Annotated in this window: 28 protein-coding genes and 1 pseudogene; 16 read left to right on the forward strand and 13 right to left on the reverse strand. The window is 46.0% G+C overall.

What is annotated here, in order from left to right; translation table 11 throughout:
- Positions 1-3 precede the first annotated feature (3 nt).
- From LGV68_RS03880 to ccoN, 5 genes are all read right to left on the reverse strand, one after another.
- A complete protein-coding gene (locus LGV68_RS03880) occupies positions 4-486 on the reverse strand; it encodes a FixH family protein (protein WP_032081424.1) in 483 nt (160 codons plus the stop codon).
- Between the two features lie 84 nt (positions 487-570).
- On the reverse strand, positions 571-1,548 hold the full coding sequence (gene ccoP, locus LGV68_RS03885; protein WP_020331075.1) for a cytochrome-c oxidase, cbb3-type subunit III: 978 nt from the start codon (positions 1,546-1,548) through the stop codon (positions 571-573).
- Complete coding sequence (locus tag LGV68_RS03890; RefSeq protein WP_020331076.1) at positions 1,548-1,721, reverse strand: CcoQ/FixQ family Cbb3-type cytochrome c oxidase assembly chaperone; 174 nt, start codon at positions 1,719-1,721, stop codon at positions 1,548-1,550. Before LGV68_RS03890 ends, ccoP begins: the two co-directional genes overlap by 1 nt.
- Positions 1,722-1,732: 11 nt before the next feature.
- Entirely contained in the window at positions 1,733-2,353 is a 621-nt protein-coding gene (ccoO, locus tag LGV68_RS03895; protein ID WP_020331077.1) for a cytochrome-c oxidase, cbb3-type subunit II, read from the reverse strand.
- 13 nt (positions 2,354-2,366) lie between these two features.
- The gene (gene ccoN / locus LGV68_RS03900) at positions 2,367-3,794 is read right to left on the reverse strand and encodes a cytochrome-c oxidase, cbb3-type subunit I (protein WP_020331078.1); all 1,428 of its coding nucleotides are present in this window, start codon (positions 3,792-3,794) and stop codon (positions 2,367-2,369) included.
- 259 nt (positions 3,795-4,053) lie between these two features.
- Here ccoN and LGV68_RS03905 point away from each other — a divergent pair, with 259 nt between their 5' ends.
- The 4 genes and pseudogenes from LGV68_RS03905 to LGV68_RS03920 form a co-directional block, all read left to right on the forward strand.
- Positions 4,054-4,410 carry a hypothetical protein gene (locus LGV68_RS03905; protein WP_020331079.1) on the forward strand — a complete coding sequence of 119 codons (357 nt, stop codon included), beginning with the start codon at positions 4,054-4,056 and terminating at the stop codon, positions 4,408-4,410.
- A 108-nt stretch (positions 4,411-4,518) separates the two neighbouring features.
- Complete coding sequence (locus LGV68_RS03910) at positions 4,519-5,706, forward strand: FIST N-terminal domain-containing protein (protein WP_252536295.1); 1,188 nt, start codon at positions 4,519-4,521, stop codon at positions 5,704-5,706.
- A gap of 7 nt (positions 5,707-5,713) precedes the next feature.
- Entirely contained in the window at positions 5,714-7,444 is a 1,731-nt protein-coding gene (locus LGV68_RS03915; protein ID WP_252536297.1) for an ATP-binding protein, read from the forward strand.
- A 23-nt stretch (positions 7,445-7,467) separates the two neighbouring features.
- Positions 7,468-7,857: pseudogene (locus LGV68_RS03920) on the forward strand (divalent metal cation transporter); the annotation flags it as partial.
- 190 nt (positions 7,858-8,047) lie between these two features.
- Here LGV68_RS03920 and LGV68_RS03925 read toward each other — a convergent pair.
- Entirely contained in the window at positions 8,048-8,416 is a 369-nt protein-coding gene (locus tag LGV68_RS03925; protein ID WP_222785202.1) for a DUF3693 domain-containing protein, read from the reverse strand.
- 119 nt (positions 8,417-8,535) lie between these two features.
- Here LGV68_RS03925 and LGV68_RS03930 point away from each other — a divergent pair, with 119 nt between their 5' ends.
- The 10 genes from LGV68_RS03930 (at position 8,536) to LGV68_RS03975 (ending at position 15,142) form a co-directional block, all read left to right on the forward strand.
- A complete protein-coding gene (locus LGV68_RS03930; RefSeq protein WP_100268101.1) occupies positions 8,536-8,742 on the forward strand; it encodes a hypothetical protein in 207 nt (68 codons plus the stop codon).
- On the forward strand, positions 8,742-10,001 hold the full coding sequence (locus tag LGV68_RS03935; protein ID WP_229601575.1) for a replication initiation factor domain-containing protein: 1,260 nt from the start codon (positions 8,742-8,744) through the stop codon (positions 9,999-10,001). The genes LGV68_RS03930 and LGV68_RS03935 overlap by 1 nt, the downstream gene beginning before the upstream one ends.
- A complete protein-coding gene (locus tag LGV68_RS03940; RefSeq protein ID WP_100268100.1) occupies positions 9,994-10,311 on the forward strand; it encodes a hypothetical protein in 318 nt (105 codons plus the stop codon). Before LGV68_RS03935 ends, LGV68_RS03940 begins: the two co-directional genes overlap by 8 nt.
- 9 nt (positions 10,312-10,320) lie before the next feature.
- Complete coding sequence (locus tag LGV68_RS03945) at positions 10,321-10,545, forward strand: hypothetical protein (protein ID WP_100268099.1); 225 nt, start codon at positions 10,321-10,323, stop codon at positions 10,543-10,545.
- Positions 10,546-10,580: 35 nt separating this feature from the next.
- Positions 10,581-10,799 carry a hypothetical protein gene (locus LGV68_RS03950; protein WP_252536299.1) on the forward strand — a complete coding sequence of 73 codons (219 nt, stop codon included), beginning with the start codon at positions 10,581-10,583 and terminating at the stop codon, positions 10,797-10,799.
- A 362-nt stretch (positions 10,800-11,161) separates the two neighbouring features.
- Positions 11,162-12,301, forward strand: a complete 1,140-nt coding sequence (locus LGV68_RS03955; RefSeq protein ID WP_252536301.1) for a hypothetical protein — start codon at positions 11,162-11,164, stop codon at positions 12,299-12,301.
- A gap of 8 nt (positions 12,302-12,309) precedes the next feature.
- Positions 12,310-12,651, forward strand: coding sequence for a DUF2523 family protein (locus LGV68_RS03960; RefSeq protein ID WP_222737507.1), 342 nt, complete (start codon positions 12,310-12,312; stop codon positions 12,649-12,651).
- Between the two features lie 5 nt (positions 12,652-12,656).
- On the forward strand, positions 12,657-14,027 hold the full coding sequence (locus tag LGV68_RS03965) for a zonular occludens toxin domain-containing protein (protein WP_252536302.1): 1,371 nt from the start codon (positions 12,657-12,659) through the stop codon (positions 14,025-14,027).
- 79 nt (positions 14,028-14,106) lie between these two features.
- Positions 14,107-14,286, forward strand: a complete 180-nt coding sequence (locus LGV68_RS03970) for a hypothetical protein (protein WP_104965717.1) — start codon at positions 14,107-14,109, stop codon at positions 14,284-14,286.
- Between the two features lie 436 nt (positions 14,287-14,722).
- Positions 14,723-15,142, forward strand: a complete 420-nt coding sequence (locus LGV68_RS03975) for a cell envelope integrity protein TolA (RefSeq protein WP_222747912.1) — start codon at positions 14,723-14,725, stop codon at positions 15,140-15,142.
- Between the two features lie 531 nt (positions 15,143-15,673).
- Here LGV68_RS03975 and LGV68_RS03980 read toward each other — a convergent pair.
- From LGV68_RS03980 to matP, 5 genes are all read right to left on the reverse strand, one after another.
- Positions 15,674-16,027, reverse strand: a complete 354-nt coding sequence (locus tag LGV68_RS03980) for a hypothetical protein (RefSeq protein WP_165880999.1) — start codon at positions 16,025-16,027, stop codon at positions 15,674-15,676.
- Positions 16,028-16,046: 19 nt separating this feature from the next.
- Positions 16,047-16,424 carry a regulator gene (locus tag LGV68_RS03985; RefSeq protein WP_165881058.1) on the reverse strand — a complete coding sequence of 126 codons (378 nt, stop codon included), beginning with the start codon at positions 16,422-16,424 and terminating at the stop codon, positions 16,047-16,049.
- Between the two features lie 114 nt (positions 16,425-16,538).
- Positions 16,539-16,868 (reverse strand): hypothetical protein, encoded by a 330-nt coding sequence (locus LGV68_RS03990; protein ID WP_208552548.1) that lies wholly within the window; start codon positions 16,866-16,868, stop codon positions 16,539-16,541.
- Between the two features lie 122 nt (positions 16,869-16,990).
- On the reverse strand, positions 16,991-17,308 hold the full coding sequence (locus tag LGV68_RS03995) for a DUF3634 family protein (protein ID WP_208564042.1): 318 nt from the start codon (positions 17,306-17,308) through the stop codon (positions 16,991-16,993).
- Between the two features lie 11 nt (positions 17,309-17,319).
- The gene (gene matP / locus LGV68_RS04000; protein WP_020331088.1) at positions 17,320-17,769 is read right to left on the reverse strand and encodes a macrodomain Ter protein MatP; all 450 of its coding nucleotides are present in this window, start codon (positions 17,767-17,769) and stop codon (positions 17,320-17,322) included.
- A gap of 166 nt (positions 17,770-17,935) precedes the next feature.
- Here matP and LGV68_RS04005 point away from each other — a divergent pair, with 166 nt between their 5' ends.
- Together LGV68_RS04005 and fabA are read left to right on the forward strand one after the other, a co-directional pair.
- Positions 17,936-19,579, forward strand: a complete 1,644-nt coding sequence (locus tag LGV68_RS04005) for a Lon protease family protein (RefSeq protein WP_158151052.1) — start codon at positions 17,936-17,938, stop codon at positions 19,577-19,579.
- A gap of 71 nt (positions 19,580-19,650) precedes the next feature.
- On the forward strand, positions 19,651-20,169 hold the full coding sequence (gene fabA, locus LGV68_RS04010; RefSeq protein WP_047456811.1) for a bifunctional 3-hydroxydecanoyl-ACP dehydratase/trans-2-decenoyl-ACP isomerase: 519 nt from the start codon (positions 19,651-19,653) through the stop codon (positions 20,167-20,169).
- Between the two features lie 132 nt (positions 20,170-20,301).
- Here fabA and rmf read toward each other — a convergent pair whose 3' ends face one another.
- Both rmf and LGV68_RS04020 read right to left on the reverse strand, forming a co-directional pair.
- Positions 20,302-20,475, reverse strand: coding sequence for a ribosome modulation factor (gene rmf, locus LGV68_RS04015; protein WP_020331091.1), 174 nt, complete (start codon positions 20,473-20,475; stop codon positions 20,302-20,304).
- A gap of 165 nt (positions 20,476-20,640) precedes the next feature.
- Positions 20,641-22,353, reverse strand: coding sequence for a DUF3466 family protein (locus LGV68_RS04020; RefSeq protein ID WP_222733091.1), 1,713 nt, complete (start codon positions 22,351-22,353; stop codon positions 20,641-20,643).
- Positions 22,354-22,356 lie beyond the last annotated feature (3 nt).

Here is a 22,356-nt window from a genome sequence, read left to right on the forward strand (position 1 = left end):
ATATTAATAATTCATCAGTTGAGTCGGAGACTCAGTAGGGAAAGTGACTCTGCCTTGAACTAGCCATTCGTTGTTGTGGGGAGTGAGTTCAATAAACCAAGGTCCCTGAAGTTCGCTATCTCGAGTGATTCGATAGCGACCTTTAGCGTCAGCCGTCAGCAGCATTGAAAAATCACGATCTGGTAGGGTTCGGTGGGCAAACATCGTCTGAATCGCCGGAAAATGATCTAGTTTCCCTTTGTTCAGTTCAATCACAATGTCGTTGCCTTCAGAGTAGACAGCGGCATTCAAACCGAGCTCCTTAGCAACATGAATCTTAGACAAATCGATATTAATGCCTTTGCCTTTTTTATAGTAATCCTCAGTCACCAAGGATACCGAATTATTGGAAAACACGATGACAGTAGCAATTGTCCAGACAACGACCGTAAGCGGAAGAATAATCAGAAACCACGGCCAGAATTGTTTATACCAAGGCTTTACCATAAAAAAGTTCTCTACAACAAAAAAGAAGGCTCTAACTTAAAAGAAAGACAGCCCCTTTGAAAGGGGCTGTTATTGGACTGTTACTTATTTGTCTGAATTGCTCAGGCTCCAGACATAAGCAGCAACAAGTTGCACTTTGTCTTCACCTAGAATGTCAATCCAAGCAGGCATGACACCTGAGCGGCCGTTAGATACGGTTTCAGTTACCGCTGCGCGCGAATCGCCAAACAGCCAGTCTTGGTCTGTCAGGTCTGGGGCACCCACTGCTGGGTTACCTTTACCATCTGTACCGTGACATGCTGCACACACGACAAAGCGTGCTTTACCAGCTTCTGCCTCACGGGCGTTAACCGAACGACCAGATAAGCTTAGAGCGTAGCTCACGACTTCCTGAACGCCTTGTTCACCCAGTGCATCCTTCCATGCCGGCATTTGGCCGATACGGCCGTGACGGATTGTTGTCACGATAGCATCAGGTTCACCGCCATACAGCCACGCATTGTCAGTCAGGTTAGGGAAACCTTTCTGGCCACGCGCATCTGAGCCGTGACACTGAGAACAGTTTTGCAGGAACAAACGCTGTCCTACTTTCAGTGCATCGGAATCTGCGGCGATTTCAGGAATAGGGCGTAGATCTGAGCCACCATCTTTGTATGCCAGACGTTTGAATGCTTCACCAAAGTAGGTGTCTGCGTCGTCTAGTTCTTTCGCATACTGCACCAGAGTTTTATTTTCCTGAGCAGCCGCAATTGAGGCTTTTGATTCTTCCAGTGAACGAACTCGCTGGTCTGAACTTTGCCAACCTAACACACCTTTAAAGTTACCCAGACCTGGGTAAAGAGTCAGGTAGACAGCAGCAAAAACGAAGGTACTTACAAACAGGTAAGTCCACCATTTTGGCAGCGGGTTGTTAATTTCGCGAATACCATCGTACTCGTGCCCCATGTCTACGCCTTCTTCCACACCCATTTTGTCTTTAAGACACCAAACGAGCAGGAAAGCACAGCCCAACAGGGTTCCCAGTGTGATGACGGTAATCCATAGACTCCAGAATGTTGTCATTACTTAGTCACTCCTTGTTTTTTTGAGGGCGTTTGCGGTTCGTCTGCAAAAATCAGATTGGCAGCCTCATCAAAGCGAGCTTTACGTTTTTTACCGTAGGCCCACCAAACGACGCCAATAAAGCAGACGAAAAGCACTATGGTCCAAATACTGTGAATAGTACCGATATCCATAATTACCCCTGTTATTTCATTGCGTGACCAATAGACTGAAGATAAGCGATGATGGCATCCATCTCGGTTTTACCTTCTACATCTTTTGCCGCATTCGCGATTTGTTCATCTGTGTATGGCACGCCAAATTTGTCACGGAACAACTCAAGTTTCTGTTGAGTGTATTTACCGTCAAGGACATTTTCAGCTAACCATGGGAAACCAGGCATGTTTGATTCAGGTACCAGTTCACGAGGGTTAGTCAGGTGAACACGGTGCCATTCATCAGAATAACGACCGCCAACACGTGCTAAGTCAGGACCAGTACGCTTAGAACCCCACAGGAATGGATGTTCCCACACGCTTTCACCCGCAACTGAGTAATGGCCGTAACGTTCCGTTTCAGAACGGAATGGACGAACCATCTGGCTGTGACAGACGTTACAACCTTCACGGATGTAGATATCACGGCCTTCCAATTGCAGAGCAGTGTAAGGTTTCAGATTCTCTACAGGCTCAGTCGTTTGCTTTTGGAAAATCAACGGTGTGATTTCAACCAGAGCACCCCAACTGATTGCGAAAACGATAAAAATAGCCAACAGACCGACATTGCGCTCAATGATTTCGTGGCGATTATTAGAATTAGAACTCATTCTTTCAATCTCCTTAAGCCGGTTGCTGGATAGCTTTTAAGCTATGCTTTGGTGCAGAAATCGTCTTATACGCGTTAAACGCCATCAGGAACATACCCGATAGGAAGATGAAACCACCGATGAAACGTACGGTATAGAACGGGTAAGATGCCTGAACCGACTCAACAAAGCTGTAAGTCAACGTACCGTCGGAGTTAACCGCACGCCACATCAGACCTTGCATAACACCAGAGATCCACATCGCAACGATGTACAGAACAGTACCGATGGTTGCCAACCAGAAATGGGCATTCACCAGACTCATTGAGTACATGCGCTCTTGACCAAAGAGGCGAGGGATTAGGTGGTAAACCGAACCGATAGACACCATAGCAACCCAACCCAGAGCACCAGAGTGAACGTGACCAATCGTCCAGTCGGTGTAGTGAGAGAGTGCGTTGACTGTCTTGATCGACATCATCGGGCCTTCAAAGGTAGACATACCGTAGAAAGACAGAGAAACGATCAGGAATCGAAGAATTGGGTCGTAGCGCAGTTTATGCCACGCACCTGATAGCGTCATGATACCGTTGATCATGCCACCCCAAGATGGAGCGAACAGAACCAGAGACATCACCATACCCAGAGACTGAGTCCAGTCAGGTAGCGCCGTATAATGAAGGTGGTGAGGACCCGCCCAAATATACAGAGAGATAAGTGCCCAGAAGTGAACGATTGACAGACGGTAAGAGTAAACAGGACGTTCAGCTTGCTTAGGAACGAAGTAGTACATCATACCCAGGAAGCCGGCTGTCAGTAGGAAACCTACTGCGTTGTGGCCGTACCACCACTGAACCATCGCATCCACTGCACCAGAATAAATCGAGTACGATTTACCCATAGATACTGGGATTGCCATGCTGTTCACGATATGAAGAACTGCTACGGTGATAATAAACGCACCGAAGAACCAGTTTGCTACGTAGATATGTGATGTCTTACGCTTCACTAGCGTTCCGAAGAACACCACGGCGTATGAAACCCAAACCAGAGCAATCGCGATATCAATCGGCCATTCAAGTTCTGCGTATTCTTTACCTGAGGTATAACCCAGAGGCAGAGAAATAGCGGCAGAAACGATGATCGCTTGCCATCCCCAAAATGTGAATGGGACAAGCGGGCCACCAAAGAGACGAGTTTGACAAGTACGCTGCACAACATAATAGGATGTTGCAAACAGTGCACTGGTACCAAACGCGAAAATTACCGCATTAGTATGCAGGGGACGTAAGCGACTATACGTCAGCCACGGCGTATCAAAGTTTAGCTGTGGCCATACTAATTGAGCGGCAATCAAAACACCAACACCCATACCGACAATACCCCAGAGAATAGTTACTAAGGTAAATTGACGGACGACTGTATAGTTATAGTTTTGTTCAAGCTGCTTTTCTTGGCTCATTTGCATGCTTCCAATGTCTAATTAACTACACTTTACTTCCAACACGACACATGTCGTAATGCCACCCAAGTTCACAATAAAAATTAATGTCTTTTCAGAACCTTAATACCTATTGCTGACTTTATAAAAAAGTGGCATTTTCAGCCGACAACTATACTGCAATTAACAATTCAATGACAGTGTAGTAACCTTACTATCCATCCGGATTTGGCCTTTTATTTCAAAACTTTGAAGTTTGTTACACGAGGAACTCACAGACATGGCGGCTGAAAAGCTTACTAAACACCGACTTGCTCAAATTATCATCACGCTGGCAATACTCGTTGGCGCATTTTTTTGGCGCACGATCACATATCGTGATGTACCAACTCAAGAGTGCATTCCAGAGCCAAAATGTTCTTTATTTGTGAACGGACAAAAAATAACTGTAACAAAAAGTGAAGAGTTCCCAGGCGTGTATATTATTCGTCCAATCCCCGTGGACTGGAGCCTGGAATCAAATGATGAATTGGTTCGAGATGGTGAAGAAGTGCAGTTAAAAGTGATTCGCAACAACTCAAAAACAAATAGCGCGATTAATATTAATGACTCAGTAAACATTAATATTATTAATTAATAATGACGCATAATTTGCGAGATAGGCTTCATTAAGTTAAGAGAAAGAATTCAATATCGCTTAAAGTTAATGTATAAAGATTGAAGAATCTTTTAACTTTATTCGCATATGCGATTGATAACGACTTTTACTCAAATCTCTGATCCTATAAATGCCGTTAGTCATCTGAAAGAGTCCCTTATATTTGAGGGGCTTTCCAGTTTGGTATTCTATTATACTGATGAGTATCCTGCCGATATATTATTCCGCTCGCTTAAGCAAGCATTTCCTAATATTCCTTTTGTTGGGTGTTCGTCCTGCAAAGGCGTGATGACGGAAAAAGGTTACCATTCCGGACCTGTGATCGCGGCGTTGGCAATCTATGATGCAGCGAGCAGTGCCTACGGTACAGGGCTAATCGGATTGGAAGACGATAAAGACCTCAGGAAATCAACGCGTCAGGCGATTCAGCAAGCGTTGAAGTCAGCTGGGCGGATTGGAGAAGTACCCAGCCTAATTATCCTTCATGCCACACCAGGCCATGAAGAGCTTTTTATCGATGAGATTGACGATACTTTTGGTACTCAAATTCCCATTATCGGTGGCAGCGCTGCAGACAATTATATTCAGCAGCAATGGTCAAGCATGACCGAGCAAGGGTGGGTTAAAAACGGCCTGGCCGTTCAGCTGTATTTTCCATCCAAGCCTCTCACAACAGGATTTAGCGCAGGCTATTCACCCACTGAGTTTGTTGGCACCGTAACCAAAGCCTCCGGACGATTTATCCATGAAATCGATGGTGAGCCTGCTAAACAAATCTACAAAGAGTGGATCAGTGACCACTCCAGCGTTCAGATTTCAGAACACTACCTTTTTCACCATGTCACTCGTTTTCCACTCGGCCGTGTCGCTGGCCATATTCACCAACAGCCTTATTACAAGTTGTCACATCCCGTTCGTATGACGCGTAGCGGCGCTATGGAGATGTTCACCGCCGTCGTCGAAGGGGAAACGGTAACGTTGATGACTGGTTCCAGAGAACAGCTGATCAACCGTGCGTCCCGGGTAGTCAAAGAGGCCAATACGCCAAACTATCATGAGTCTCAATTACTAGGGTCTATCATTATTTATTGTGCAGGCTCCATGTTGCGGCTGGGAGACGATATTCTCGGAGTTCAGCGTCAATTGAAGTCTCAAATGAACGGCCGGCCTTTTATTTGCCCGTTTACCTTTGGCGAACAAGGGCGTTTCATCGGTGGCGAGAATGCACACGGTAACCTGATGATCTCGTCAGTCCTTTTCTATGAGTCTGAGTAACCACCTGATGGATCAAGAAAAGATAGAACAGCTTAATGAGGCGTTAGTGGAGCTTGAGCGCAGCAAAGAACGCGAGCAGCGATTAGCAGAGGAAAATCGCGTTATTCTGGCTGCCTTATCGGCACTCAGCCATGCGGACAACAAGTATCAGATCTTTGAAGAGTTGAAAAAAGTTCTCAGTCGTTATATTCGATTTGATGACTTCATCGTGATTTCAAAAGAAAAAGAGAGCCGAACTTTCTCGACTTATCTGGCGTCTAACCTCGCATTTCAAGGCAAAGACTGGTTCAACGGTGACAAGTTTCAGCGTGTATTGGATGGTGAATGCATCATTCTTTTTGAACCAAGTAAACTCGAAGAATTTCGCAATCTGAACCACTTTCTTAAAGACCAAATCAATTCCGCATTGGTCACTGGTATACGAGCGCAGACCAGTGATTCGGTACTGCTGCTGCTTGGTACGAGAAAAGGGCAGTTTAGTCTTGAAACCAAATCGACTCTTTCACGTTTTCGACCTCTGTTGGAGCGTGCGATTAACGACATCGAACATAAAGAGGCGCTGCAAAAATTGGTCGATTTGAAAACCCGTGAACTGAAAATCGCGCAGCAACAAGCGGAGCAAGCAAATCAGTCCAAATCCCAGTTCCTTGCGATGATGAGTCATGAGCTACGAACACCACTCAATGCGGTATTGGGTCTGATTGATTTATTGCGTGATGACTCTGATGCCTATCAACAAGAAATGCTGGAGCAAATGGAAAATTCTGCTGAGCTTCTATTAGTCATCATTAATGACATTCTGGATCTCAGTCGCATTGAATCCGGGCACTTTGAGTTACAACGTCACTGGATAAGTTTAAGTAAAAAGCTGCAACACGCGCTCGAGTACCATAGTCAAGTGGCCCAGGCCAAAGATATTAAGTTCAATGTCAAAGCTTCAATTTGCGAGCAGTTTGAGTATTGGGTTGATTCTGTTCGCCTCACACAGATCTTGTTCAATATCATTGGCAATGCCATCAAATTTACTCATCAGGGGTTTGTCGATGTATCGTTGGTTACCGCCCGGGATCGTCTTGAAATCGAAGTCCGTGATTCCGGTATTGGTATCGACAACGAGCGTATTGAACATCTGTTTTCACCGTTCATTCAGGCTGATACGTCCATAACGCGCAACTATGGGGGAACAGGCTTGGGTCTGGCGATTACTAAACATCTGGTTGAACTCATGGGTGGCACCATAAAAGTAAACAGCAAACTAGGCGAGGGAAGTTTGTTTACAATCTCGATTCCGTTGGAATCGAGAAGCACTGCAGCCGCCAATGAGAATGCGGGCCAACTGAGTGATACCAAAACATACGATGCTCTTGATAACAGCAAGCACATTCTGGTTGTAGAAGACACAAAAACGAACCAGATGGTTATACAGTTATTGTTAAATCGAATGGGTTACAACGTAACTATTGCTAACAACGGACAACATGCTTTAGAGCTCATTGAAAAAAATAGAAGTTTTGATCTTATTTTTATGGATATTTCGATGCCCATTATGGATGGAATTCAGGCAACCAGAATCTTGCGATCTCAAAGACTGACCACTCCAATCATTGCGCTGACCGCACACTCAATGAATAGTGACCATCAAAACTGTTTGGCCGCTGGTATGAACGATATTGTGTTAAAGCCCATTCGTAGCAAGGAACTACAACGAATCTCAGATCGCTACCTCAATCGTCGTTGATAGAAGATACCTATCCCGGTTATGTCGCCATTTTGATGCTCAACAAGAAAGAGCAGAAGCCATTAGATATGACCATTGGGGGATTGCTTCTGTTGGTTGCGATTGTCTATGTCGCGGAACTGCTATTTGCTCATCCATCAGGAGCACCACTTACGGCTGGCATTTTGGTTCCAACAGTCATCAGATCTATTTGGCAGCGGGCATCTTAGGCGCGACTATCATGCCTCACGTAATCTATCTGCATTCTGCGTTGTTCAGAGCCACTAGTAGGAAAAAAAGCCGCTTCAATATTATTCGGCGTGTCACTGATCGCGTCAGGCTTGTCATCAACCGTCGTCGGAACAATGGCAGGTCAGGTCGTAATGCAGGGTTTTGTCCGTATGACAATCCCTATGTGGCTACGAAGAAGTATTCTATTAACAACACAGATCTAAGTTATCAGCTACGTGTAATCATAATTACTGTATTGATTACACGTGTTTTACGTTAATCAATATAGTAATTATATACTTTATGGTAAATTGATTATGTTCAATGAGGTAGAGCATCATCAAGTAAGCTAGGGGCAAACGTAATGTATATTGTTATTCTCATATACTTAATTTAACATAATATACATAATGCGCACTGAAGTAGTAGCTCTTTAAGCTGTACCGCGTACAACATTAGTCCGCCCAAAGCCATTGATAATCCTTGTAATCCTAGCCCGTTATACTTTTTTGCGATGCGTTCCCAGTACGCTTTTATGGTTGGATTATCATTGCGGTCAGCGTGGCAACCAAGCAACGCGACCTCTGGGTCAATTCCTGAATTCTCCGCCAGAAAAACTGCTTCTGTATCAGAGATATAGCGAGTTCCTTTGCGCATTTCACTGATTCGAGATGGTTGAACATTCAAATCGTGCGCTATTTGCTTGTCTTGTACGTAGTTTTGAGCCTGTTTATAGGCATCTAACAGTTTACTTTGGTACATCGCCAGACTCCTTTTTTTTCGATTTTAGCCTAAAACTTCCGATTTTTCGTATCTTGAACATCCGAATAAACGGAATTACTCTTCCGCTAAATCGGAATTTGGATTCGCTGGACTGCAAAATGTGCTCTAAGAAATCGCCTGTTTACTACTGGAATGACGAAGACGGCTTTTACTGCTCGGTTGACGGACAACCTGAGTATTTCCGTACTCGTTCTGAACTGTACGCCTACGCTTGCGACACTGAACGCGATCTCATCGAAGTCACCGACGAAAACGAATCCGAACTGCGCGCCGCTGGTGCCTTTGTTAATCAGGGAGATTTCTGATGTCTCGCACGCTGATTGACTACGTTTCTTTCTCTGGCTCGCCGCTTATCCTTGAGCGCTGCAAAGACATGGCCAAACAACGTTTCCTGATTGGCCGCTCGCCTTATCAGTTCCAGTCTTACAATGACGTGGCCGTTGCTGGCCGCGAACGCGACCAAATCAACCACTTTGCGGAAAACCTCGCGCAAGTTCTTGGCTGTGTTGAATCGGAAAACTACGCCAACAAAGATTTGTACTTTGAAGCGCTGGCCGACCAACTCCAAGATGCTGACTTACACATCGCTCAGGACAAATCGTTTAACGACTGTTACCAAGAGCTTATCGCCAACCTTGGTATTGATATGCTCGACGTCCTTTGCCATGGCGAAGTCGAATCGTTCCTTGAGCTGCTGCAACATGAACTCAGCTATGACGGCAACATCTGGACAACGGAACGCCGTGGTGGCTTCTCCGGTTATCGCTATTCTGCAAAGTTACTGTGTAACGGAATTCAAGCGGGAATGGTCGCTTGGGGTGCGTCGAACTTCGGTTACTACGTGTCGTTTTCCGGTAAAGGCTGCGAGGCCGTCAACTTTGAAAAACTGCATTACGCCTTAAAGCAAATGGTTGGTACGAAGCTGACCCGTGTTGACCTTGCGCTTGATGATTTGCAAGGCAATGTCTCGATTGACTCCATGATTGAACGCTATCAGGACGGTGAATTCATCACTCGCGGCACGCCGCCCGGTTGGGGTCTGTTCATGGGTGGCTCTGGTGCATCCTCCGATGACCGCCGCAAATGTGGCCTTGTGCCTGACCATGGCCGCACGTTCTACGTCGGTGCTCGTGAGAACGGCAAAGTGTTCCGTGCTTACCACAAAGGCGCACAACTCAAGTCCGAAGAATACCCCGACTGGAACCGTTTTGAGGTGCAAATCGGCAACCGTTACCGAGTCATTCCGCTCGATATTCTGGTCAATCCTGACCCCTATTTTGTTGGCGCGTACCCTGCTCTCGCCTCGCTTTTGAGCGACGTTGAGCCAGTTCGTATCCCAACGGTCAAGCTCGTTTTTAACATCTCATTAGATAACGCGGTGAAACATGCGAAGACTCAATACGGCAAGCTTATCAATGCGATGCGTCAAATCTTTGAAGACGATTCAAGAGTCCTTGAAGCGCTCACAAGAGGCTTCGAACCAACCGATATCCCCGACCGAATCAACTATCCAGTCGGTCGGGCTTTCCATCAGCAAAAAACTGGAGAACTCCAACATGTCTAAAATCAGCGCTTTCGTTATCGGCTGTGAACACAGCAAAGGTCTGTCCAAAGGCTCTAACCGTCCTTACGACTACGCCGTCGTGAACTACCTCGGTAAGAACGATGGCTGGACACAATCCGCTCAAGGCCAATGCACTCGCGTCGGCATGGAGCAAAAGAAAATCACCATGTGCAACACCAATCCGTCACTGCTGGCCGAGTTCCAGAAACTCGAAGGTCAGTTTCCGATGGAATGCGATTTGATTTTGGACATCGACCCGAACAACCCACAGAAAAACTGGGTGGTCGATATCAAGCCGCTGACGAAGTAAGGCGGCGTCATGAGTCAATGCGTAATCGTCTCCAATGGGTATGTGGTGCCGTCTTCGGCGTCCTGCGATTACGCCCTGTTAACCTCTGCGGAGCTTCAACAATTACAAACCAGTTCCGCCGATGCGTTAAGTATTGACCCTAACTTGTACACCACCGTGAGCGGCTATCTGCTGCTGTCACTGGTTGGCGGTCACGTTCTGGGTCGTATCGTTAAAGGCCTCGGCCGAGGCTAATTTTTTGTATGTCACTAACAACGGAGTAAATCCCTATGAAAAACATTCTTGTCTCTATGAAAAAACATGCGGGTAAATTCGGTGCTGCTACTGGTGCGCTGGTGCTGTCTGGTGCAGCGCGCGCTGACGTTGCCGAATCCATCACGACGGCAGTCTCAACAGGCCAAGCCAACTACACGCTGGTTGTGGTCGGTCTGATTGGTCTGGCGGCTATCGGTTTTGGTCTTCGTGCCATCATCGGCGCGATGCGTTAAGCCATGGTCGAGCTGGTATCTAACGTCGTCACCATCTTTCTGGCCTTGGCCAATGGTGGGGCGTTCATATACGGCTTCTACACTGGAATCAACGCCTCCTAACGGGGGCGTTTTACTTCTTGGGGTGGCTTATGCGAACTGCAATCAATACCTGTCTGACTCTCCTACTTTTGCTGACGACTTTTCTGACTCTATCTTCATCGGCTCATGCTGAGGAAGTCGGTTGCCCTATTGGTGCTAGTCGCCTTATGTGGTGGTCTGAGTCGATTGGCGCTTTTCCTGTCCTCTGTTCGAATTCTGATAGTTGCCGTTATCAGTCACCTGCTACAACATCGTGTGCTCATGGTTGGTGCAGTGCTTATATGGTCAGTGATGGAACCTTGTGTGAAGAAGTCGAAAATCCGCCTGAGTGTGAAGGTGATGATTGTGTGACGCCTACTCCCGTTCCTGACCCGACGCCTGAACCGGACCCCGACCCAACGCCTGACCCAGCGCTGATTAATATTCTCAAGTCGACATGTAATGGCGGGGTATGTAAGGGAACGGTTGAAACCAATCCTACGATAATGACGCTTTTAACCTCTTCCCATGAATGGGCGCAGTTTATGCGGCGTCAGGGTTATACGGCGCTGACAGATTCGTTAACGGTCAGGTTCCCCAAAAAAATCATTGAGTCCGAGAAAAGGACTCAGGACAAAATCATTGCCAAACTGGATAAGGTTGTATCCAGTGGTGTCTCTCTGCTACCTGAGACAAAGACCAAACTCGATGATATTTATGTCGAAGCGCGGCTGGCCAACCTTAACGCGGCTTCTGCTATGAGCAGTAACAGCCGAATATTCGGTATCGAACAGCTTATGTTCTCGGAGGTGATGCCCTCCCTGAGAACGCTAAAATCGGATACCAGTAACCTGCGTTCCTCTATGTCCAAACTCTCTCAGGACACGGCCGATAAAATCACGGCCACCAATGGCAAGATTGACTCACTGGAAAGCACCACATCCGGCAACTTTGACGCTACCAACACCAAGATTGACGGGCTGGCCGATGGTTTAAAAGCCCTGTCTGAACAAATCAGCGCTGGTTCAGGTACTGGCTCTGATGATGTCGACCTCTCCGGTATCGAGTCCAGACTCAAAGGCATTCAGGACACACTCAACGGTGTTGGCCTGTCCGGCCGTCCCTTTGAGGGGCAAGTCGATTTTGAAGGTAACGGCCTTTACGGTTCGGACGCGATAGACAAGCTCCAAGGCGAAATCGAACAGCTTCAGGAGCAATACCAAGAGCAGATGGGACAGTTTAAGTCCCTGTTCACGTTCGACGAATCTCAGCTCAACTCGGGCGAGTACGTCAAACACGAATGGACATTCACCTTTGCCAATGGCCGCACCAACTCTTTCAGCTCAGGCGTGTTCCCTGCACTGCTCCAGAACGCCAACTTCATCGCCGCCGTGCTGCTGTTCCTCGCGGTGCTGCTTGGTATCAAATCCCTGACGGATTAGGAGGACGTATGCAATTCTTAGTTGATCTCATCAGCTCAATCGGAGACCTCGGCCAAACGGTGGTCGACTTCTTCAATTTCATACCGACGTACTTTCAACAGTTCATCGCGTATCTCAATGCGTGGTACATCCATAAGAAACTGGAATGGCTTATCTGGTCGATGCAGATTTATTACCTGACCGCCAAGATACTGCTGGAAGAAATCGGATTCACTCAGGCGATTGCTTCGGCCTTTAACGCGCTGCCGGATGAACTGCGTTACTACGCGCACGCCTTTGGTCTGCCTCGCGCTATCAGTGTCTATTTCAATTTCGTCGCCACAGGCTTCGTGATGAAGATGTTGAGGTAACGGCCATGGCTATCACAATTCGCACCGGTGCTAACGGTGCCTACAAATCTTCCTATGTGTGCCACTTCGTTATTCTGGAAGCGCTCAAAGCGGGTCGCGTGGTCGTGACCAATATTGAAGGGATGCAACCGCTGGAAGAAATCGAACGCCGCCTTGATATTCAGTTCCCGACGACGGCCAAGCTCATTCGCATTTTCAGTCGTGACCACAATGGAAAAGATCTCTGGCAACACTTCTTTTGCTGGTGCCCACTGGGGGCGCTCATCGTCATCGATGAGTGCCAGGATATCTTCTCCAAGAACATCGGCTTTCGTATGGAGAAAGCCATTGCCCGACCCTTGGCGGATTTCCTGCCTCACCTGCCGTCTGACTATGAGCAGTTCTTTTACTCACGATATGTCCCTGTCGATATGTCCAAGCTCGATGCCTCTGAGGTCGATGACCGTGGACAGGCCGAGTATGACGACCAAGGGCGCATCATCTACCCGTTCTCTTTCAACGAAGGTTTCATGCGTCACCGCAAATACAACTGGGATATCGAACTGTTATCACCGGACTGGGGACAAATTGACACGGCCATTCGTGCGTGTGCTGAACAGTGCTTTTTCCACAAAGGCAATGACGGCATGTTCTGGGCGAGGCGCAAACCGCTTATCTACAAACACGCCAAGAACACGACAACGCCTGTTATCCCCAAAGGCAAAGACCCCAACGTCATGTCGGTCAAAATCCCGCTTGATGCGTTCCTGCTTTACAAGTCCACGGCTACCGGAAAAGCGCAACAATCCGGTGCGGTGAACGTCCTTTATAAAAACCCAAAGTTTCTCGCGGCCTTCGCTGCGGGTGTCGGCTGCATAGGATACTTTCTCTATGGTCTATCCGGTCTGGTTCTTGGTACTTCTGAGGAAGTACCGAACGCGCCCACGGCGCACACTCAATCTCAGGTTTCTGAATCGGCCAAAGGCACTGGTCAAAAAGGTGCTGAAGGTGCTGGCGTTTTACCTGCTCGTGGGACTGGCAATCCGCCTGACGGCGGTTCCATTGATTCAGTTTCTCTTGCATCAAACAGGCTTGAGCTGATGCGGAAAATGCTCGGCCTGTATGAGATTCAGAGTCTCTATTACACGGGACACACGACACAGAAAACCCAGTCCGGTTTCAAGTTCATGGTCACGCTGGAAGCGAAAACACCGGATGGTGTGTATCGGTTTGACGACACGTTTCTCAAGGCCAATCACATCCGGTATGTGCATTATGACGACTGCTTACTCAAGCTGACCAAAGAGGCCGTTGACCTGAACGTGTTTTGTAAGCCACGGGCTGGCGAGCAATCCACACCTGAACAACCCCAAATCAAACTCAACTCAGTTTTCTAACACTCTGCGCGCGCAGCTGGCGCACGACGACGAGAACTGAGGAGGAGGAGCACAGCAAGCTAACCCAAAGGATCATCTTATGGCTACTATCACTTTTACTGACGCACAATTTAATGCACTGCTCGACGCCCTATTCTGGACTTGCCTGATTATCGGCCTCGTTCCTCCGGTGGTGTCAGGGTTGGTTTTCCCTTCATTGGTGTACTTGGCCAGAGTGCTGCGTGTCGGCCTCCATCGGTCGAGAAAAAACAAAGCGTGACCTACGAAGCGGTATGTTAAAAAAATGACATACCGCTTTTTACTATCTCGCGCCTTAGTGCGCGACTACCCTAAGCCTAGGCTTAGGGGCCAAGCCGTAACCCAAGTTCCTGCGCTCGATGTTCTCGCGCTACCGCATACCCAACACCGCCACGTCATTCACGACTGCCCGCGCCCAACGTCCAGCGCCCTCCTGGGCGAAATGCTGCGCTTACTCCCAACACAGAAAAAAGAGCCTCGCCCTGCCAAGCCATACGGCCGTGGCCGCGCACTGGGTAGTTGTGTGTCTCGTTGGATCATCTGCGTAGGCGCTGCGAGTGTCGAGCGAGCCTTGGGGAGCACCCCGTATAGTAATACGGGGTGAAAGTCTTCACTCCATCACTGAACATTAATCAATTTGGTGCATAATGTGTGCGCAAATGTATAAGGAGGTTTCGATGCTTCGATGGATGCTAGCTATGTCTATTTTGTGTACATGGGTGGTTCACGCTAATGAGCCAATGGCTGAACAACAAAAAGAACAAAAACAAGCTATTGAAAGGACTCTCTCTCCGATGGAACTTACTTTCGAAGCTCAGCGTTGGGGGGCTATTTATACCCAGTTGATTAGTCAGAACTTACCAGATCAATCGCGATACAAAGATGAGGTATGCAGGGTAAATATAAGACTTCATCCTAGTGGATCTGTTCGTCGTGTGGTTATCTTACCCCCATCCACTAACAAAAAATCAACTAATCAAGAATTGCTTTGTAATGATGTATTCCTCACAGTGTATAGGCTTAAGCGTTTCCCAATGCCAAAACAAGCCAACTTGAAAGAAAAGTTACAAAACATAAACTTAACTGTTATCCCCTAACATGTATCACGGAGCCTCATGGCGTTAACGGGACTCAGATAAAAGAAAAGCCATCACGTGGTGTAATGATGGCTTTGGCAAGGTCTCCAGTTGAATCCCCTGCATGTATAAAGCGAAACAACAATGCGTACTTGAGGAGATAAGCTCCGTGTCACGAGCTCTATTAAAATGTAGGAAATGTTTTTGATAAAATCAACAATAGGTATAGAAAAAAGCCACTGTGAGTGCTCATGTCATAGTGGCTTTTTTATTGCAGAGGCTTCAAGTTCCGGAGCCCCACTTCCTAATGGTCACAAGAGTGAAGTGAACTTATCTTGTCTAAATAAAATTAGCCCATATTGATAATAGTGACAATAAAAAAGAAAAGACCATCAACAAGATTGAGGATGGTCTAGGTAAATCAGTCACTAACGGTACATTAAGTGACAATAAAATTAGTTACCAAAATAAAACCAGACGTTGTAGTGATGGTTTTATCCATAGCGTTTGCCTTCGATAAAACGTTAGATGATGAAATTATATACATCAAGACTATAGTTTTTCTTCTCTTATGAATAAGACACCCTTTAATCCTTCCTTAGTGATTAGTTTAACTGTTTGACTTTGTGCAGCTTTAAAAGCTCTCTCACATTCTGGTCTTCTTGATTGATATGAGATATTAGTAACTTTCATCACGCTATTCTTAATTATGATACTGAAGGTGCAATCATTTTCCCCTTCTTGATAGTTAGAAAGTCCCTGATTCAGGGCATCGTAAATTGCTTTTTTATCTGTTTCCAATTGAGATGATGTAGGGAATTCTCCAGATGTACTCGCAAGTACGCTGCTTTGTGGGTAGAGAATGATTGTTGCATTTATGGCAATTACTGAAAGTATGCTACTCAATCTTAATGTCCTTAGAAGTCTAAACGCGCTTATCTTTTACTCTAGTTAAAGCACGGGCAATACGTAACAATTTTGAACTCGTTTTGAGTTCTAAATCAGATTGAATTGATAGCAATGCAATACCAGTAAGCAATTGTTGAGGAGTAATATGCTGTCCAGTGGGTAGTTCAAGCATGCCTTTTACCATCCTGAAGTTTTCCCATATTTCAAGATGACTAAGTTCTTTACTCTTAACCATTCGCATGAGCCTTCTGCACTCCGGTGGGATCTCTTTACCACAATCCCAACCCGTGACCGTCCTCACAGATTTAAAACATAGTTTTGCGGTTTCTTCCTTGCTCAACTCGCACTCAAACTTCCGAAATATGTAGTTCTTTGTCATTTTCCGATAGTGAATCATACAACCTTTGGTAATCCAAAGGCTCTATATGAAGCTTATATGAAACTTGATTCAACATAACCGGACATAATGCGCACTGAAGTGGTGGAGCTTTAACATCGTGTATCTGACCTAAACATCGTCTGCACTGATGTGGATTCTTATAAATCGCTCTGGTATCTGATACTTGTACTTTGTTCCAGTCTTGATCACTTTCTTGATTCGTATGCACAACTGACCATCGCCTAATGTTGAGACTTTGACTATCTGTGTTTGCTTGTCGTTGTTGTGTTTCATCTCGATGAATACATCACAAAAACCCTTTGTATCGATGTTCTGCTTGGAAAACACTTTGATTATTTGAGATTTTATTTGTCTGGCTACAGCGTTAGTTTCCGAATCATCCGCAAATGCAAACTGGGAATTCAATACGATCAGCGCGGTTAGTAACTTTACTTTCATTTGTCGCTCCATAAAAAACGGCTGAATACTACATTGAGCATTCAACCGTTTCAGTCTGAAGTTTCTTTGTTCCGTAACACTTAACGCACTACTGAAAATTCGATGTATACAGAAACCTATATTCAGCGACTCTTTTTGGTTTTATCACCATTCGTCTTGAAACCTTGATGTGGGAAGACATTTCGAATTCTTTGCTGTACTTTTTTCGGTACCTGATTCGAGAACACCAACTTCATGCCACTTCTTCGATGATAGACTTTAAGCTCACCATCAAACGGTGCATGTTCACCAATTTCAGCCACATTGTGCTTAAACGATGGCGGGAAATGCCCTTTTGCATCGGTTACTGCTCCGTCTTTAAACTTAACTCTCAGAACAGGCCTGTCGACCACAACCAACCAGAAAATGACGATTGCAGCAATCAAAATCACATACAGCATCTTGCTAACTCCTAATCAGACAGCAATTTACTCAAATCTTCTTTCAAGCTTGACACCGTTCGACTCGCTTTCTCGCTGCGAGATGCCTCACTCAAGAGATATTCAATGGCATCAGATAGCGTACATCCGAGTTCATTGGCTCGCACAGACAATTTTTCCCAAACCCGATAGTCAAGATCAATCGACTTCTTACGTGTATGAAGCTGTTCAGCATTAAAATGGCGCTTTCGCTTGGCGCGAATTGCCTGTTTGAGCTTATTTTCCAGCTCTGGTGCCATGTGCTGCTCAATCCATTCAAGTACCAATGTCGGCTCATGTTCAATGGATTTTAGCTCACGGACAGCGTTATCGGCTTCACTGCGATCAATATGATTGGTGATCGCTTCGCCATCTTTCCATTTTTTGATTAAGTACTGCCACTTCCAACCGCATTCCAAGTTTTCGAGTTGTTGATATTTCATGTCTGGCAAACCTGTTAAAAATTAGGGTGACAGCGTAACCCAAATCGTGCTTTGTTTTCAATTCAATCCGTTAAAAACAAGACTAAGATCATCCCAAATATCAAAGCTATTCGCGCTTTAGGTTTTTCTATATAATTTACGTCCTTTTCACCATTTCGATGATTCAATGACACAAGATATCTGGCGTTTAGTCACGCCCCAGTATGATCAATTCAATGCTGAGTTTTCTCAATACCCTAGCCTGCCTCCTGTTTCTCTGTTTGGTACTCAAACTAGGCTTTCACAAGCGATTGAAAGATTCATACACATCAATGGATTTAGTCGTGTTCTGTTGATTAATGCTCCAGACAATTCCATTTATCGCTCTCTGATAAAGGAACAAATGGATAGCCTCGTCACAACGGCTCCGGTTGTCGTCACTGAAACATTGAATATGGTGACTATTTTTGGCCAGGTTAAAGCCGAAAATGGCCAAGTCGTCAATGAGACAAGCGGATTACTGGACCAAGCAAACAATGGTTATCTTATTGTTTCAGCGAACCTTTTACTGGCCAATCCTGCCACTTGGCCAATGCTGAAATCAGCCATTCTTGGTGATCCCGTTTCGCCACTCAACTGTGACCCTAAGTCACCAATCCAAACACCATTAAACAAGCGCTATAACATTAAGTTAGTGGTGGTTGGCGATAGAAATCAATTGGGTGATGTGGACTTCCTTGATGCCGATATACACGCAGGACTTTGTTTGTTCAGTGAACTCGAAATGGACATCAAGATTGAGCCAGAAACGATTACAACCTATCTTGGCTATTTACGATGGATCGCTAATCGATACCAGCTGCCGGATCTTAGCCAGAATGCCATCGAAGCCGTGATGACTGCCGGAGCACGTTATACAGAAGATCAGCACTACGCTCCGTTGTGTGTCATGTGGCTACGCGCTTTACTCGAAGAAGCATCACTCATCAGCAGTGGACAGCGCATTGAGGAAAACCATGTCGAGCTAGCGCTTAACCAACGTTATTATCGTGAGTCTTATCTGCCTGAAAGAGCGCTCGATGACATTCTTGACGGTCAAGTAATCATTGAAACTCAAGGTGAACAGATAGGACAGGTAAACGGCCTGACAGTCATTGATATTGCTGGACACCCTGTTTCTTACGGCGAACCTGCACGTATTTCGTGTGTTATCCACTTTGGTGACGGCGACATCTCAGATGTTGAGCGCAAAGTTGAACTGGGTGGCAACTTACACGCCAAGGGTATGATGATTATGCAGGCGTTTGTAAGCAGCGCCCTGAACCTTGACGTACCACTTCCTTTTTCAGCATCCGTTGTGTTCGAACAGTCGTATAGCGAAGTCGATGGTGACAGCGCATCGTTAGCTGAACTGTGTTCTTTAGTTAGTGCTCTGTCCGAGTACCCTATTGATCAGCAAATTGCGGTAACTGGCGCTGTTGATCAATTTGGCCGTGTTCAGGCCGTAGGCGGACTGAATGAAAAAATTGAAGGCTTCTACCGTGTTTGCCAACATCAAGGTTTTACAGGGGAACAAGGTGTGATTCTGCCAAAAAGTAACCTTAAACACCTTGCGCTTCATAAATCTGTCGTCGAAAGTATTAAAAATGGTGAATTCAACATCTGGCCAGTATCCAATGTTGATGAAGCTGTACCGGTGCTCATGAACAAGCCCTTCCGTGGTGATGATGAAGAGAGCGTGATCAGCCGGATAGCAGAACGAATTGAAAACTTTGAAAAACACGTTCAGCCACAAGGATTTGTGGAACGCGTCAAAAACTGGTTTGTCTAGTACTGATCGGAGTTGTTTGGCGTACACGTGTTCACTAACATGCACCCTATCAAAAATTGGAGTAATTGATAATGCAGAACAAACGCGACTCTTATAACCGTGAAGATCTTTTAGCTTCTAGCCGTGGCGAGCTTTTTGGCCCTGGTTACCCTCAACTACCAGCACCAAACATGCTGATGATGGACCGAGTGACTAAGATGTCTGAAACTGAGGGTGAATTCGGTAAAGGACTTATCCTTGCTGAACTAGATATCACTCCGGATCTATGGTTCTTCGATTGTCACTTCCCTGGTGACCCAGTCATGCCTGGCTGTCTTGGTTTGGATGCCATGTGGCAGCTGGTTGGTTTCTTCCTTGGCTGGGTTGGCGGTAAAGGTAAAGGCCGCGCTCTGGGCGTTGGTGAAGTAAAATTCACAGGGCAAATTCTGCCAACAGCCAGAAAAGTCACTTACGAAATTCATATGAAACGTGTTGTGAACCGTAAACTGGTTATGGGTCTTGCTGATGGCCGCGTACTGGTGGATGGAAAAGAAATCTACGTTGCTAAAGATCTGAAAGTTGGCCTTTTCCAAGACACTTCAGCATTCTAAAACGCTGCGATTGAATCTAGCCGCTCAGTTGAGCGGCTTTTTATTAGTGCAATATTTAGTTATAGTGCGTCAGAGTATGTGTCTATATAAAAAGCCCCTTTCGGGGCTTAGATCCTGTGTTGTATGTGGAGGTTATTTATAGAGACCAGTCTGTTTGTCTTCTCTCGCTTCACGCCAACCACCTAGCCAGAAGGAACGAGCTTCCATTTGCTGATAGGGACACTCTTCTTGCGATCGACCATTCAGGCCAGCTTTGTATCCCTGAGATTGTGCTCTTTCCAGGCGATCACGCTTTTGTCTCTTCATAGTGAAGTCCTCATACAGTAGCTTGTGTCTAACTTACAACTATTAAAATGGCGTGGCATTTTTATTACCACACCATTAAGAATTGCTCAAAAAACCACCTTCATCAAGGCAAAAAAAAGCACAAGTCCAGATCTGTGAACTTGTGCTTCGTTTGACAAAAATTTGCTATTTTCTACGGAACCCTAAAAAACCTAGTACAGCAAGCATCCATAAGCCGATGCTACCACCACTACGTTCAGTCGAAGTATCATCTGTACCACGCTCAGAGATGTCGTCACTTGTCGCTCCAACAATAGGTACTAGCTTAATAGCTACCGTAGTTTCGTCCTGACTGCCTCCACCACAAGTGGCATTGTATGACGTTGTATCATAACCACCGTCACATTTTAGAGCGGTCGCAGAAATCACACCGGCATCATTAATGTCCGTTGCGTCAATGATACGGTATTGGTTATTGTTGCTTGAATAGGTGCCACCGTTCGTCAGGTTATCCAACCACCAGCCTTGATTATTAAACACCGCGCGGCGATCAGAATCGGTGCCAGTGCCGTTGTATGGATAGATGAAGCCACGTTTACGACGAGGTTTACCACTCGCTTCACGAGTTGACTCAGCATCAATTTGCCCAACAATTTCGTTGTAGTTGTTAATCGCGCCGGCTTTACCACCAGCACCATCAAAGAAAATGCCATCAGACAGGAATGTAGCAGATGGTGAAGAAGCCGAAACATCTGAAACGACAAACAGACGGTTTGCTGCTGCACCGTTTGATGGAGCGCTACCTTGACGTTTGGCTTCGCCGATTGCAATTAGGTTACTGTTAACCGATGTTAAGCGAGTGTTTGAATAGATGTGGTCACCACTGGTTCCACCATTGGTATACACTTTTGCATTCGTTACACCCACAGTTGTCCAACTCGATGCTGTATCAAAACTTCCTTCCGCTACTTTGGAGATACTTGCTTCCATATAGTTGCGATTGCTGTAGAAGCTGTTATAACCCACGGCATAGATGGTCCCATCTACAATGACAAAATCACGTAGACTGCCTTGTGCGATAGAGCTGTTATTGTAAACTTCCGTCCCACTTGGCCAGTTTAACTCAACTATATCACTAGCATTCCACATTGCCGCCTTTGAGGAATAGTAAGTGCCATTAGTATTTTTCACGGAAGTCGAAACACTACCTACAGTATACGTACCATCAGTTTTCCAAGCGCGAGATTGCAGATAATCCGTAGTTGTAATGTCGTCCGCCAATGCATCAACGGTATTGCGGCGGTAGCTGGTCACGTCACCCGGTGTCAACTGGATACCGACAGGGTCACCGCTACTATCAATACTATTGATAACAGTGTTATAGGTAGAGTTCACTAACGTTCCTGACGTCGAACTACCTGTAAAAGCGTAAGAGTTTACCGTTGTATCGCCAGTAATCTCTTTGTTCCACAGGTTCCAGCGCAATGAAGCCCAGGTTTCACATGTTGAGTACAACAATTGGTTGTCACAGTAGTTCTCAAAATCGTCAGAGTCTTGGATGTAGTAAAACGCATTGTCCATGGCGAATGGGGCTTCTTCACGGAAGCTCAGACCGTCTACCGCTTCGCCAGCATTGGTTTCAGTCACTCGGGTTTCACCACCAAGAGTATAAGCGGAGCAAGTTACACCGTCACCGGACACCGTCGAACTATTAAAACAGTTATCAGAAGCACCAGTGGTTGTGGCAGACTGAATTGCGACGCCATAAGCACTGACATAATCACTGTTATAAGTGAGATCAGGGGTAACTTCCACCACCTGATACAAAGCTGCTGACGCGGAAGTCGACGATAAGATCGCGGCGGTAATAAAGGTCAGTTTAAAAGTGTTACTACTCATTGG

Source organism: Vibrio sp. LQ2, from assembly GCF_023920125.1.
Taxonomy (GTDB): Bacteria; Pseudomonadota; Gammaproteobacteria; order Enterobacterales; family Vibrionaceae; genus Vibrio; species Vibrio fluvialis.